We start from the raw sequence: 13,945 nt of genomic DNA, 5'->3' as shown, positions 1-13,945 counted from the left end.
TTATCCTTATGATAAAATTCTTCTCAAGACCTCTTCGTAAGCGACCTTTACGCTTCCTAGGTCTTGCCTGAATCTATCTTTGTCCAGCTTTTCGTTTGTGTCTGCGTCCCAAAAACGGCAGCTATCAGGGCTTATCTCATCTGCTAGCAAGATATTTCCGTCCTTATCCATGCCAAATTCTATTTTGAAATCGACAAGTTTTAGCTTTCTTTCTTCAAAAAATTTAAATAAGATGGAATTTATCTCCCTTGCCAGATGTCTTAGCGTCTGAAGGTCTTTTTCGCTTTTTACCAGACCCATTACGAGGCAGTGCTCATCAGTGACCAAAGGATCGTGGAGCTCGTCGTTTTTAAAGTAAAATTCTACCAACGGGAAAGGCAAAACCGTGCCTTCTTTGATCGCAAGACGCTTTGTGAGTGAGCCGGTCGCGATGTTTCGCACGACTACTTCAAGAGGTATGATCTCGCATTTTTTGACGAGCTGCTCGGTATCGCTGATAGTTTCGACGAGGTCGGTCTCTATGCCTTTTTCTTTTAAAATTTTAAAGATCTGAGTGCTGATTTTATTGTTTAACGCGCCTTTTCCGGCCTCATTGCCTCTTTTTTGCGCGTCAAAGGCGGTCAGATCGTCTTTAAATTCCGCAATAAGCAAATTTGCGTCGTCAGTCGCGTACATCTTTTTGCCTTTGCCTTCGTAAATAAGCTCTCTTTTTTGCATAGTCTCTCCTTTATTGTTTGATTTTTAAGACTTTTATCGCATCTATCGCTGTTTTCAACTGGATATCTTCGCCTACTTTTTTCTGTGTTATGATCGTTTTTTCGTCCTTACTTTCGGTTTTATTTGCCTCGGCCGTTACGTTTATCTTACTAAGTTCGTTTTGCAAATGCGCCTTTAGCTCGCTCTCTTTTATGTTAAACGCGCTATCCTCGCTTTGAGGTACTTTGCCGGGATGGACTATCACGTCAGGCGTGACGCCTACTGCTTGGATGGTGCGGCCGCTTGGCAGATAGTATCTTGCTATCGTAAGTCTAAGCGCCTCGTTGTCATCTATCGGTAGTATGACCTGGACGCTTCCCTTGCCAAAGGTATTTTCTCCTACGATGACGGCGCGCTTATGATCTTGTAACGAGCCGCTTACGATCTCGCTCGCACTAGCACTTCCGCCATTTACCAAAACGACTAGAGGAAGCTTCGTGAGCGTCGCTCCTGCACTTGCTTTGTATTCTGCATTTTCAGAGGCTTCACGCCCTTTTTGTGAGACTATTATGCCACTATCGACGAAAAGATCGACCAGATCGACCGCTTGGTTTAAAAGTCCTCCGGGATTGTTCCTTAGATCAAGGATGATGCCGTTTGCTTTAGGGTATTGTTTGATGTATTCTTTTACCTTGCTTACGACATTTTTATCGAAATTTGTGACACGGATATATAAGATATTTTCATTTTCTATCGTTTTAGCGTAGACAGAATCAACTTTTATGATGTCTCTTATGATCTTTACGTCAAACGGCTTTTGTTCGCCTTTGCGTAAGATCGTGATGGTTATCGGAGTTTTTGGTTTGCCGCGCATTTTATTTACGGCTTCGTCTATCGTAGTGCCGATGGTTGCGTTGCCATCTATCCGTAGGATGATATCACCGGGTTTTATGCCGGCTTTATCGGCCGGAGTATCCTCGATCGGCGAGATGACCGTAAGTGCACCGTCTTTCATGCCTACGGTTATGCCAAGGCCGCCAAATTCACCATTTGTCTGTACCTGCATATCTTTAAAGGCCTTTTCGTTTAAAAAGCTCGAGTGAGCGTCTAAATTTTGCATCAAGCCGCTTATGGCTTTGTCTATTATCTCTTTAAATTTTATATCGTCTACGTAGTATTTTTCTACCGTTGAGATCGTCTTTGTAAGCTTTGAAAGCGCCTCAAGCCTTATGCTGGCGTCATCTTCGTTTTTTGCGCTTAGACTGCTTGCAGCGATACCCGACACTATCAGTGCGCCCATAAATTTCAAAACTAAAAATTTTCCGCTTTTGTTCAAAATTTCTCCTAATTTTTAAATACGCTCAATTCTATTAGCTTTTGCCTAAAAAAAGTATAAATTTTGAGAATTCCGAGCTTATTTTTTGAGGTCGTAAACATAAGCTATTTTGAACGAAATTTTAACTAAAATAGCTCATCGGTTCAAAGATATTTACGTGATAAATTTTAGCACTGCAATAACTAGTCTGCTAAATTTTATTTAAAACTTGACATTACTTGACTAAAGTTATATAATGCGCTCATTATAAAATAATAAGGAGAAAATATGGCAAATATAGGTGAAAGCTTGACCGCTCAAATGCAAGAAAGTCTCGAAAAGGGCGTGAGTCTGGCGATACACAGCAAAAATCCGCAAGTCGTACCGCTTCACGTATTTTGGAGTCTGGTTGCAGACGACGCGTCGATATTAAATCAAGTATTCAACAAAATGTCCGTCTCAAAGGAGGCCGTAGAGCTTGAAGTAAAGAGCAAGGTTTCAAATTTACCCACTAGCTCGAACGTCAGCAAGGAAAACGTGCAAATTTCACGCGAGCTTTTAAATTCGCTTGAAAGTGCAAAAGCCCTGATGACTAGCATGGGAGATAGCTTCATCGCCGTTGATACGTGGATCATGAGCGCGCTTGAACTGCCCGAGATCAAAGAAATTTTAGCTAAATTTACCGACATCTTAGAGATCAGGAAAAATTTAGAAAGCATCAGAGCGGGGCGAAAGATCGACACTCAAACGGCGGACGAGACACTAGATAGCCTTGAAAAATTTGGCATCGATCTAACTAAAAAGGCGTTAAACAAGGAGCTTGACCCGGTCATCGGGCGCGATGAGGAGATCACGCGAATGATGCAAATTTTAATAAGAAAGAGCAAAAATAATCCGATCTTGCTGGGCGAACCGGGTGTCGGTAAAACGGCGATCGTGGAGGGGCTGGCGCAAAAGATCGTGGCAAATGACGTGCCAACGAGCCTTGCAAATAAACGCGTCATTGCGCTTGATATGAGTGCATTGATCGCTGGGGCGAAATACCGCGGCGAGTTTGAAGACCGCCTAAAAGCCGTTATCAACGAGGTCAAAAGTGCGGGCAATATCATCCTTTTTATCGATGAAATTCATACGATCGTGGGTGCTGGTGCGAGCGAGGGCAGCATGGACGCGGCAAACATCCTAAAACCGGCTCTTGCGCGCGGTGAGCTGCATGCCGTGGGAGCTACGACGCTAAAAGAATACCGAAAATATTTTGAAAAGGACGCCGCGTTGCAACGTCGCTTTCAGCCAATCGACGTCAAAGAGCCAAGCGTAAATGAAGCGCTTCAAATTTTGCGCGGTATAAAGGAGCGTCTGGAAGTCCATCACGGCGTAACGATCACCGATAGCGCGCTGGTCGCGGCTGCAAAGCTAAGCGATCGCTACATCTCGGGTAGATATTTACCGGACAAGGCGATCGATCTCATCGACGAGGCGGCTGCCGAGCTAAAAATGCAGATAGAAAGCGAGCCATACGAGCTAGCCCGCATTAAGCGCGAGATCGTGACGCTGCAAGTCGAAAAAGAGGCGCTAAAAATGGAGGACGAAGCCAAAAATGCACCGCGCCTGGCCGAGATCGAAAAAGAGATCGCAAATTTAAACGAGCAAAAGCACGGGCTTGACACTAAATTTGAAAATGAAAAAGCTGTATTTAACGGCATTTCAAATGCGACAAAAGAGATCGATAGCCTAAAAAGCCAGGCAGAAATCGCCCGCAGAAACGGCGATCTGCAAAAGGCTGCCGAGATAGAATACGGCAAAATTTTAGAAGCCGCCAACCGCAAAAAAGAGCTAGAAGCCAAGTGGGAGGAGATGAAAAAAGTCGGCGTGCTGCTCAAAAATCAAGTCGATGAGGAGATCGTGGCTGAAATTTTGAGCAAATGGACGGGCATCTCGGTCTCAAAAATGCTGACTAGCGAAAAGCAAAAATACCTGATGATAGAAGAGCACCTGCGCGGTAGCGTCGTGGGTCAGGATGCCGCGCTGCACGCATTAGCACGCGCTATCAAGCGAAATAAAGCGGGGCTAAACGAGGGCGTGCGACCAATCGGCTCATTCCTCTTTCTCGGGCCTACCGGCGTGGGCAAAACACAGTCTGCAAAGGCGCTGGCTAAATTTTTATTTGACGACGAGCGCGCGCTCATACGCTTTGATATGAGCGAATATATGGAAAAGCACAGCGTCTCTCGCCTGCTCGGTGCGCCTCCTGGATACGTGGGCTACGACGAGGGCGGACAGCTGACGGAGGCGGTCAGAAGGAGGCCATATAGCGTGATACTTTTTGATGAGATCGAGAAGGCTCACAAGGACGTATTTAACGTGCTTTTAGGCATCCTCGACGACGGACGCGCGACTGATAATAAAGGCGTGACGGTCGATTTTAAAAACACGATCATCATTTTAACGTCAAACATCGCGTCAAATTTCATAATGGATCTTGAAGGCGAAGCGCGAAACGAAGCGGTCAAAAACGAGCTTAAAAACTACTTTAAGCCAGAATTTCTAAATCGCCTCGACGACACGATAATCTTTAATCCATTGACAGAGGACGGGCTCATAGAGATCGTGGAAATTATGTTTAAAGAGCTTGAAAAAACGCTGCTAAATCGGGGCATAAAAGCCGTGATGAGCGAAAGTGCGAAGAAATTTATCGCAGGTGCTGGCTTTGACATCGTTTATGGTGCCAGACCGCTACGCCGCGCACTTTACGAGCTAGTCGAGGACCGCTTAGCTGACATGATACTAAGCGACGAGCTGGCAAGTGGCGATGAGATCGTGATAGACGCGGATAAAGAAAAGATCGTCATCAACGTAAAACGCTAAATTTTAAAAATGGCGAGCCTAAATTTGGCTTGCCATTTATCCAGTAGAATAATTTGACTTCGTTACAGTATTTCATTGATTTTTAACCTTTAAAGCAGAAGAATACGAGCAGTATTCGAGTAAAAACCTTGCTAGCGAGCTTATCACCGCCGATGTTTCTGCTTCGACTTTGTCTCGCAGCTTTTCAAGACGCTTCGCTGTCGCTCGTGACGAGACTACGCTACGAAGCAGAAGCTACAGGCTGAACGCGGTCTGCTCTGCTTCACTTCGTTGTAACTGCAAGGCAGAAGCGAAGCAAGTGTCAATGATTTATTATAACAGAGCCAATAAATTTTAACCTCTTTCGCAAAATTTTCCTGACATATCGCTTTGTCCGTGTTGAGACATAGCATTTGTTTTGACCGTTAAGCACGTTGCCTCTAAGTCGAAACTACGAGGCGGCTAATTTTTGCTTCGCTGCACTTGCATTCGCAACTTACAAAGAGTATCAACACTATGTTTTAACAGGGCTATGGCTTTGTAATATCTTATTTTATTTATATAGAATTTACTTTCAGAAAGATGGCGTAGATTTTTCATTTTTATCGGAATAATGAAAGCCATTTGCAAAATATAAAATTTTATATAAGATGCCTATATTTTTATAAAAATACGAAAAATACAATAATCCAAATAAGCATATAACTTTAACATAATTATTTATTAAAATAAAAAATTAATATATTTTTTTAATATCGCTCTTTTATAAAGTGGGGTAATATTTCACCGAATTATATTCCAAATCAAGGAGCTTGTATGGTTCATAACATACATGAAAAGGCAAATAGGCGTCTAAACGAGCTTAGTCTTTTACCAAAGATCAAAGAAAACGGCACTATTGCGAAAATTTTAGAGCAAAATGGCTTCACAAGGCGTGATTTTATGAAATGGGCGGGAGCGATGACCGCGTTCATGGCGCTTCCGGCTTCGATGACACCGCTCGTTGCGCGTGCAGCCGAGCTTAGCGACAGACTGCCTGTCATTTGGCTGCATATGGCAGAGTGTACCGGCTGTAGCGAGAGCTTGCTCCGTACCGACGCACCTAGTATCGATAGCCTCATCTTCGACTACATCAGCCTTGAGTATCACGAGACGATCATGGCGGCTGCAGGCTGGCAGGCAGAGGAAAATTTAGAGAGTGCGATCGAAAAATACAAAGGTCACTACGTCTTGCTTGTGGAAGGTGGCATCCCTACCGGCGAGACGGAGAATTTTCTGACCGTCGGACCGCATGGAACGACAGGTAAAACGCATGCCGTTCACGCTAGCGAAAATGCAGCTGCGATATTTGCCATCGGCACCTGTTCCAGCTTTGGCGGTATCCAAGCGGCCAAGCCAAATCCTTCAAATGCCGTTAGTCTAGGCAAAGTCACAAGCAAGCCGGTGATCAACGTCCCAGGCTGTCCTCCAAGCGAGAAAAATATCGTCGGCAACGTGCTTCATTTCATTTTATTTGGTACGCTTCCCGCACTTGATGTATTTAACAGACCAAAATGGGCTTATGGCCTTAGAATTCACGATCTGTGCGAGCGTCGCGGTCACTTTGACGCGGGCGAATTCGTCCAAGCCTTTGGCGATGAGGGCGCTAAAAACGGCTATTGTCTTTACAAAGTAGGCTGTAAAGGGCCATATACCTTCAATAACTGCTCGCGCGAAAGATTCAACCAACACACCAGCTGGCCAGTGCAGGCCGGTCATGGCTGTATAGGCTGCTCGGAGCCCGATTTTTGGGATACGATGGGACCTTTTGAGGAGCCGATGGGCGATAGGCTTTTTGACACCGTTTTGGGTCTAGGAGCCGATAACGTCAGCGACAAGATAGGCATAGGGATTTTAGCGCTCGCAGGCATCGGTATAGCCGCGCATGCAGCGATAGCAGCCATGAGCAAAGATAAAGAATAAGGCGGTTGATATGAGTGAAAAAAGAATAGTTGTAGATCCGATAACTCGCATCGAAGGACATCTTCGTATCGAGGTCGTAGTAGATGAGAACAATGTCGTAAAGGAGGCGTATTCGGGCTCGACGCTTTGGCGCGGCTTGGAGCAGATAGTTAAAAACAGAGACCCGCGCGACGCAGGCTTTTTTATGCAAAGGATCTGCGGCGTTTGCACATTCTCGCATTATAGAGCGGGCATCGTAGCGGTCGAAAAAGCTCTTGGCATCACGCCTCCGTTAAATGCCGAGCTGACACGCACGCTGATGAACGCAGCGCTTTATTTGCATGATCATATCGTGCATTTTTATCAGCTTCACGGGCTTGACTGGGTCGATGTCGTCTCGGCTCTTAGCGCTGACGAGAAAAAAGCCAGCGACGAGGCCTTTAAATATGTCCAAATTCCATATGCGACCGGAGCTGATAGGCTAAAAGAGGTCAAAGAGCGAGTGGGTGCGTTTGTGAAAAAGGGAAATTTAGGGCCTTTTGCAAACGCTTACTGGGGACACAGCACCTATAAATTTACACCGGAGCAAAATTTGATCGCACTTTCGCACTATCTCGAGTGTCTAAGCGTTCAAAGGACTATTGCGCAGATGATGGCGATATTTGGCGCGAAAAATCCTCATCCGCAGAGCCTGACCGTGGGTGGAGTGACCTGTATCATGGACTTGCTAGATCCGGCAAGGCTGGGCGAGTATCTATCTAAATTTAAAGAGATAGAGCAGTTCGTAAGCCGTGCATATCATGCCGATATCTTGATGGCAGCAAAGGCTTATGGCAACGAAGCTAGCGTATTAAACGACGTTGGCGTGTCAAATTTGCTTTGCTACGACGAATTTTTAGTCGGCAAGAACGACCATCTGTTTAAAGGCGGTATCATCTTAAGCGGTGATATCAGCAAGGTCTATGATGTAGACGACGCCAAGATAACCGAGGAAGCGACTCGCTCGTGGTATAAAAACGACGCTCCGCTTCATCCTTACGACGGACAGACCGATGCGAACTACACAGGTTTGATAGACGGCGAGAGTGTAGGGCCTGACGGTCAAATAACGCATGGCAAAATTTTTGACACTAAAGGCAAATACAGCTGGATAAAAGCGCCAAGATATGACGGTATGCCGATGCAAGTAGGCCCGATAGCCAGTATCGTGATAAACTATGCAAGAGGCAACGAAAGAGTCGTGCCTGTCGTAGATAAATTTCTAAAAGATAGCGGACTGCCGCTAAGCGCGGTATTTTCTACTCTTGGTAGGACGGCTACCAGGATGCTTGAAGCTACTGTCGTTTCTCAGCACACGCTAACGGCATTTAACTCTTTGATCGAAAATTTAAAGACCGATCAAGAGACATGCGCTAAATATGTCATCGATAACAACAAAGAGTATAAAGGCTATTTTGCCGGCAACGCTCCTCGCGGCGCGCTTAGTCACTGGTGCAGGATCAAAAACGGCGTGATAGAAAACTGGCAAGCCGTCGTGCCTAGCACGTGGAACGCATCGCCAAAAGACGCTAAAAATCAAATGGGAAGCTACGAGGCGTGCCTGATAGGGCTAAAAATAGCCGATCTTAGTAAGCCGCTTGAGATAATACGTAAAATTCACTCTTACGATCCTTGTATCGCGTGCGCCGTTCATGTGATGGATACTAAGGGCAATAACTTGAGCGAATACAAAATAAATCCGAATCTATAAAGGAGAATTTATGCCAAAACACGGACCTGATCGTATCAGCGAATACGAATTCTCCATCGGGCTTAGACTAACGCACTGGATAAGGTTTTTTGCCATCACGTTTTTAGTCGTGAGCGGATTTTACATATCTTACGTTTTCGTAAGCCCAGAGATAACGAGCGAGCCGGTAAATTTCATGAACGCCAAATGGCGCCTAGCGCACCAAGTAGCGGGCTTTATCCTGATAGCGGTCACGATATTTAAGCTCTATCTTTTTATCTTTGACAAACACAGCAAAAAAGAGTGGATCAGTATCGTTGATTTTTTCAATCCAAAAGTTTGGATAGCACAGATCAAATACTATATCTTTTTAGGGCCTCACCCGCATCTAAAAGGGGTCTATAACCCGCTTCAGTTCGCGTCGTATCTGTTTTTTTACCTGGTGCTTGCCGTGATATGCCTCACCGGGCTCGTGCTATACGTGCATGTTTATCATAATGGGCTTGGCGGGTTGCTTTATGAGCCGATGAGATATCTTGAGAGGCTCATGGGTGGACTGGCAAACGTAAGGACGATCCACCGTATCGCTATGTGGGTCATCATCATCTTCGTGCCGGTGCATGTCTATATGGCGGTTTTTAATGCCATTAAAGGCAAAAACGGCGCGATGGACGCGATCGTAAGCGGATATAAATTTGTAAAAGAAGAGCACTGATATATGAGAGTGCTCGTTCTTGGCATCGGTAATGTGATGTTTGCCGACGAGGGCGTGGGCGTGCATTTTGTAAAGATGATCGAGAGTAACTATAAATTTAGCGGAGCAAACGAGCTTAAATTTATAGACGGCGGCACGCTGGCTCTCGCGCTAACGCCTATCATAGCCGAGTTTGATCACTTGATTGTGGTCGATTGTATCAGTGCCGGTGATGCCAAGGTCGGCGACGTTTTCTTTTTTGACTTTGAAAATGTACCGAATTTCGTGCGCTGGGACGGCTCAGCGCATGAGATAGAGATGCTTCAGACTCTTCATCTGATGGATCTAGCAGGAGATCGTCCGAGCTGTAAAATTTTAGGTATCGTGCCAAAGCGCGTGGAGCCAACAGGCTTTGAGCTCTCAAAAGAGGTCGTAAATGGCGTTAAAATAGCCGAAGATACGCTTTTAAATTATCTTGGCTCGATCGGTTTTTGTCATGAAAAGGTGGCGGAATTTAGCCTGCAAGAGATCGCGGATCGTTACGCTACAAAAGGGCTCAAATGACGCTCGCTTTTCATTTTGAGTGCCTAAAAAACGGCGAAATTTTATCCTTTTTACTGCAAAATTTCGCCCGAAATTTACCTCATGCCATAGAGCGAAACGGCGAAAACATCACGCTTTTCGTTTCGGGCGAGGAGGGCGAGCTGGGCTCGTTTGCCGATCATCTGGCTAAAAATTTGCCCTTTAGCATTTTTGTAAAAGAGAGTAAGGTCCTTGCGGCTAAAGATCTGCCCGCAGGTGGCCAAAATACGCAAAATTTAAGCCTAAATAATATAACACCTTCTCAGATAGAAAAATTCCTGCGAGATTTAGAGCCTTGCGAAAATGAATTTAGCGTTTTGAGCGATATTTGCGTGAGTGATCAAAGCGTAAATTCTAAAAATTTCAGCGCTCTTTTAGAGGAGTGCGTATCTAAGATCAAAGGCGGTCAAGGGCTAAATTTAAAGGATAAAAGCTGCGAATACGAGCTTAAAGCGTTTGAAAATTTTAAAGATATCCACTTTATCATACCCACAAATTTAAAAGCGCTGCCAAAGGTTTTTGTAGCTGACGAGAGGTCGCAGATTACGCTGGCTAGCTTTGAAAAGCCCATCATCAGCCTAAAGACGAATTCTATTTACAGGCAAAATCACTCGCAAGCGCCAAGCTTTTTTGACGTCAAAGCGGCGAAAGACCTCTTTATTTATGCGCTTGGTATGAAGCTTTCACAGCTAGGCGTCAATTTCCTGGGAGCTAAAATTTTAAAACAAAAAGAGCCGCCTTTAAAGCTAATCCAGCTTGAAAATTCATCCGTCGCGCTTAACAATTTTTCGTATTTTAAAATGGCTGATAGCGAAATTTTAGGCGATGGCGGTCTAAATTTAGAGATATTGCTTTGTAAATTTAGTGACGATAAGATAAACTTAGCGCGTAAAAACGATAAGACAAGCGTGCTTTTCGTGCCTAAATTTTCAAATTTCAGCGAAATTTACGACGAAATTTCAAAAGATGAGGGCGGGGCTAAGCTGCTTGAGAGCTATCGTTTGGCTTACGGCTTGCCGGAGGGCGACATACCTAGGCGCGAGAGCTTTTTCTCGCTTCTATGTGTTGCCGGCAGGATATTTGGCTTTAGCGATGATTTTTTGAAAAGCGGTGAAATTTTGCTCGCAAATGCGATGGACTTTAACGGCGCAAAGGGCGTGCGCATAGACTGCAAGATGAAAAGCAAGCTTGAATTTGACGCGGTGAAATTTATAAAAAGCGGCATGAGCTTTTATCTAGCGGGTGCGGGAGAGCGCAACATAAGCTTTGGCTACATCGAGTCGATGGCTTATTTTTTGAGCGATTTTTCGTTCGAGCTTAGAGATGAGTTTGGCGTGCAAAACGTGCTGCTTGGCGGCTCGCTCTTTGAGTGCAAAACCGCTAGCAACCTCATAAAAAAACATCTAAATCCAAATATAAAAACAAAATTTGACATTGGATTTGGTATTGAAGTCTTCGTATAGATATGAAATTTCAGGACTCGTCCAGGGCGTAGGCTTTCGCCCGTTCGTTTATAATCTGGCGCTTAGGTTTGGGCTTTTTGGAGAGGTTTATAACGACGATGAGGGTGTGAAGCTGTGCCTTTTTGGCGAGACCTCGGATATAGCAAAATTTGAAAAAGCCTTGTTTGACGAGCTGCCCGAGCTGGCGCGCATAGATGAGCTTAAAAGATTTGGCAGCAAGCTGGAATTTAGTGATTTTAAAATAATCTCCTCAAAAAGCGCTAAAAAACAAGCGCCTATCCTGCCCGACTTTGCCCTATGTGCCGACTGTGAGAGGGAGTTTTACGACCCTGCAAACCCGCGATATCACTACGCTTTCATAAACTGCACTAACTGCGGACCGAGATTTTCCATCATAAAAAGCTTGCCATACGACAGGTCAAACACGACGATGAGTAAATTTAAAATGTGCGGATTTTGCGAGGGCGAATACAAAGACCCCTTAAACCGCCGATATCACGCTCAGCCCGTATCTTGCCCAAACTGCGGGCCTAGGCTCATGCTAAAAGATAAAACAGGCAAAATTTTAAGCAAAGATGACGAGGCGGCAAAGCAGGCGGCAAGGCTCATAAACGAGGGTAAAATTCTGGCTGTCAAAGGGCTTGGCGGCTTTCATCTAGTCTGTGACGCACACGACGAAAACGCCGTAAATTTACTGCGAAAACGCAAGAATCGCCCGAGCAAGCCGTTTGCCATAATGAGTAAAAATTTACAAAGCGCACGAAATTTAGCGCACATTTCAGACGCACAGGCAAAGCTTCTAAGCTCAAATTTAAAGCCGATCGTTTTGCTACAAAGTGCTAAAGATTCGCCGCTTGCTCCCAGCGTAGCGCCAAATTTGAACAAAGTAGGCGTCATGCTGGCCTTTAGCGGCATACACCTTTTGCTCTTTGAGTATCTAAACCACGACATCGTAGCCACTAGCGCAAATGTCTCCGGCGAAGTGGTGATATATGATGAAAAGCAACTACAGGGTAAGCTTGGGGGCGTATTTGATTATTACCTCGACCATGACCGCGAGATCTACTCGCCAAGCGATGACAGCATCGCCTTTGTGGCGGACGACGAGCCTATCTTTATACGCACTAGCCGTGGGCTAAATCCAAAATTTTTCCGCTCGAAATTTAGTCAAAAGGGGACGTTTTTAGCCCTTGGTGCGGAGCTAAAGGATCAGTTTACGATCTATAAAGACGGCGAAGTGATGATGAGTCCTTATATCGGCGATTTAAAAAATATCGCCGTTTTTGAGCGATTCGAGGCTATTTTAAAGCTTTTCGTCTCGACATACGAGCTTAAATTTGACGCTATCATAGCCGATATGCATCCACATTTTTTAAACGTCAAATGGGCAAAAGAGCAGGGATTCACGCCTATTTGCGTGCAGCATCACTACGCGCATCTGCTTTCTGTCATGTTTGAAAACGACCTGCCAAGAGAGCGCAAATTTTTAGGATTTTGCTTTGATGGCACCGGCTACGCGCCAAGCGGCGAGATCTGGGGCGGCGAGGTCATGATAGCGGACGCACGCGGCTTTGAGCGGATATATCATTTTGATGAGTTTGCATTGATAGGCGGCGAGAGCAGCATAAAGCATATCTGGCAGATCGCATACTCGATCATCTTAAAATACGGCCTAGAAGCGCAGGCAGAAAATTTCCTAAAAAGCCACGATGAAAAGAGCCTGAATAATCTAAAAATCATCGCGCAAAAGGGGATAAACTCGCCTCAAACGAGCTCGCTGGGGCGGATATTTGACGCGTTTGCGAGTATCGTTTTATCAATGAGCGAGTCTAGCTACGAGGGCGAGAGCGGCATGAGATTGGAGGCGCTTTACGATGAAAATTTGGACGTTTCCTATAAATTTAGCCTGCAAGATGGGGTGATAAATTTCAAAGAGGCCATGAAAGGCGCACTAAAAGATGAGCCAAGGCTCGCTGCTACGGCCTTTATAAACGCACTGGCAAATATCGTCTGCGAGATAGCAAAAGAGCGAAATTTACCCGTTTTGCTCTCCGGTGGCGTGTTTCAAAATGCTACGCTTCTAAGAAAGATCGTGCGAAATTTCAGGCGCGACGGGGTGGAATTTTATCTAAATAAAAAATTTTGCAGCAACGACTCGGGCGTTAGCTTGGGTCAATTGTATTATTATTTATGCTCCTTTTAAGAGTGTTTGCCTATAATTTGTTTAACTTTTATTTTATCAATCACAAAGGAAGGGTAAAATGGACAATATCATACGTTTCAGCGTTTCTTTACCGTCGCAGTTGCTTGACGAGCTCGACAAAAAGGTGGGTGAACAAGGTTACGCCTCAAGGAGTGAATTTACGCGTGATCTCATCCGAGAAAAGATCGTGAATGACAGCTGGAAAGACGCCAAAGAGGAGCTTATCGGCGTTCTCACGCTCATTTACGTGCATCATCAAAACGATCTCATCAACAAAATGATGGATATCGAGCATGACGCTGATGTCACTATCATCTGCACAAATCACGTCCATGTCGACCATCACAACTGTCTGGAGACCATCACTTTGCGCGGGGAGGCTGCAAAGATAGAGCATTTCTCAGACAGGATAGCAGGGCTAAAGGGCGTGAAATTCGCAAAGCTCACTAAAGCCGCCGTGCCTAAATTTTAACGGGCA

The 13,945-nt window shown here is 45.1% G+C and carries 10 protein-coding genes; 8 read left to right on the top strand and 2 right to left on the bottom strand.

The features are described from left to right. Positions 1-6 precede the first annotated feature (6 nt). Positions 7-717 carry a phosphoribosylaminoimidazolesuccinocarboxamide synthase gene (gene purC / locus HMPREF1139_RS09110; protein ID WP_009651333.1) on the bottom strand — a complete coding sequence of 237 codons (711 nt, stop codon included), beginning with the start codon at positions 715-717 and terminating at the stop codon, positions 7-9. A 10-nt stretch (positions 718-727) separates the two neighbouring features. Next, on the bottom strand, positions 728-1,996 hold the full coding sequence (locus tag HMPREF1139_RS09105; protein WP_231931876.1) for a S41 family peptidase: 1,269 nt from the start codon (positions 1,994-1,996) through the stop codon (positions 728-730). 303 nt (positions 1,997-2,299) lie between these two features. Here HMPREF1139_RS09105 and HMPREF1139_RS09100 point away from each other — a divergent pair, with 303 nt between their 5' ends. From HMPREF1139_RS09100 to nikR, 8 genes are all read left to right on the top strand, one after another. After that, the gene (locus tag HMPREF1139_RS09100; RefSeq protein WP_009651342.1) at positions 2,300-4,876 is read left to right on the top strand and encodes an ATP-dependent Clp protease ATP-binding subunit; all 2,577 of its coding nucleotides are present in this window, start codon (positions 2,300-2,302) and stop codon (positions 4,874-4,876) included. A gap of 795 nt (positions 4,877-5,671) precedes the next feature. Continuing rightward, on the top strand, positions 5,672-6,817 hold the full coding sequence (locus HMPREF1139_RS09095; protein WP_009651157.1) for a hydrogenase small subunit: 1,146 nt from the start codon (positions 5,672-5,674) through the stop codon (positions 6,815-6,817). Between the two features lie 10 nt (positions 6,818-6,827). Beyond that, a complete protein-coding gene (locus tag HMPREF1139_RS09090; protein WP_009651226.1) occupies positions 6,828-8,546 on the top strand; it encodes a nickel-dependent hydrogenase large subunit in 1,719 nt (572 codons plus the stop codon). A gap of 10 nt (positions 8,547-8,556) precedes the next feature. Continuing rightward, positions 8,557-9,240, top strand: a complete 684-nt coding sequence (cybH, locus tag HMPREF1139_RS09085; protein WP_009651176.1) for a Ni/Fe-hydrogenase, b-type cytochrome subunit — start codon at positions 8,557-8,559, stop codon at positions 9,238-9,240. Between the two features lie 3 nt (positions 9,241-9,243). Beyond that, the gene (locus tag HMPREF1139_RS09080) at positions 9,244-9,783 is read left to right on the top strand and encodes a HyaD/HybD family hydrogenase maturation endopeptidase (RefSeq protein WP_009651418.1); all 540 of its coding nucleotides are present in this window, start codon (positions 9,244-9,246) and stop codon (positions 9,781-9,783) included. After that, positions 9,780-11,264: a hypothetical protein gene (locus HMPREF1139_RS09075; RefSeq protein ID WP_009651312.1), complete on the top strand. Its 1,485-nt coding sequence runs from the start codon at positions 9,780-9,782 to the stop codon at positions 11,262-11,264. The genes HMPREF1139_RS09080 and HMPREF1139_RS09075 overlap by 4 nt, the downstream gene beginning before the upstream one ends. Then, positions 11,248-13,467 carry a carbamoyltransferase HypF gene (gene hypF, locus HMPREF1139_RS09070; protein ID WP_009651384.1) on the top strand — a complete coding sequence of 740 codons (2,220 nt, stop codon included), beginning with the start codon at positions 11,248-11,250 and terminating at the stop codon, positions 13,465-13,467. The genes HMPREF1139_RS09075 and hypF overlap by 17 nt, the downstream gene beginning before the upstream one ends. Positions 13,468-13,525: 58 nt before the next feature. Then, entirely contained in the window at positions 13,526-13,939 is a 414-nt protein-coding gene (gene nikR, locus HMPREF1139_RS09065; RefSeq protein WP_009651460.1) for a nickel-responsive transcriptional regulator NikR, read from the top strand. The last annotated feature ends 6 nt before the right edge of the window (positions 13,940-13,945 follow it).

The organism is Campylobacter sp. FOBRC14 (assembly GCF_000287855.1).
Classification (GTDB): Bacteria; Campylobacterota; Campylobacteria; order Campylobacterales; family Campylobacteraceae; genus Campylobacter_A; species Campylobacter_A curvus.
The sequence above is the reverse complement of the archived record's forward strand: the minus strand, read 5'-3'. Positions and strand labels throughout refer to the sequence as shown.

Excerpts from the sequence above, each read along its gene's own strand:
- HMPREF1139_RS09075 (WP_009651312.1), top strand. The coding sequence starts at position 9,780 with ATGACGCTCGCTTTTCATTTTGAGTGCCTAAAAAACGGCGAAATTTTA.
- HMPREF1139_RS09080 (WP_009651418.1), top strand. The coding sequence starts at position 9,244 with ATGAGAGTGCTCGTTCTTGGCATCGGTAATGTGATGTTTGCCGACGAG.
- HMPREF1139_RS09100 (WP_009651342.1), top strand. The coding sequence starts at position 2,300 with ATGGCAAATATAGGTGAAAGCTTGACCGCTCAAATGCAAGAAAGTCTC.
- nikR (WP_009651460.1), top strand. The coding sequence starts at position 13,526 with ATGGACAATATCATACGTTTCAGCGTTTCTTTACCGTCGCAGTTGCTT.
- HMPREF1139_RS09095 (WP_009651157.1), top strand. The coding sequence starts at position 5,672 with ATGGTTCATAACATACATGAAAAGGCAAATAGGCGTCTAAACGAGCTT.
- purC (WP_009651333.1), bottom strand. The coding sequence starts at position 717 with ATGCAAAAAAGAGAGCTTATTTACGAAGGCAAAGGCAAAAAGATGTAC.
- HMPREF1139_RS09090 (WP_009651226.1), top strand. The coding sequence starts at position 6,828 with ATGAGTGAAAAAAGAATAGTTGTAGATCCGATAACTCGCATCGAAGGA.
- cybH (WP_009651176.1), top strand. The coding sequence starts at position 8,557 with ATGCCAAAACACGGACCTGATCGTATCAGCGAATACGAATTCTCCATC.
- HMPREF1139_RS09105 (WP_231931876.1), bottom strand. The coding sequence starts at position 1,996 with ATGGGCGCACTGATAGTGTCGGGTATCGCTGCAAGCAGTCTAAGCGCA.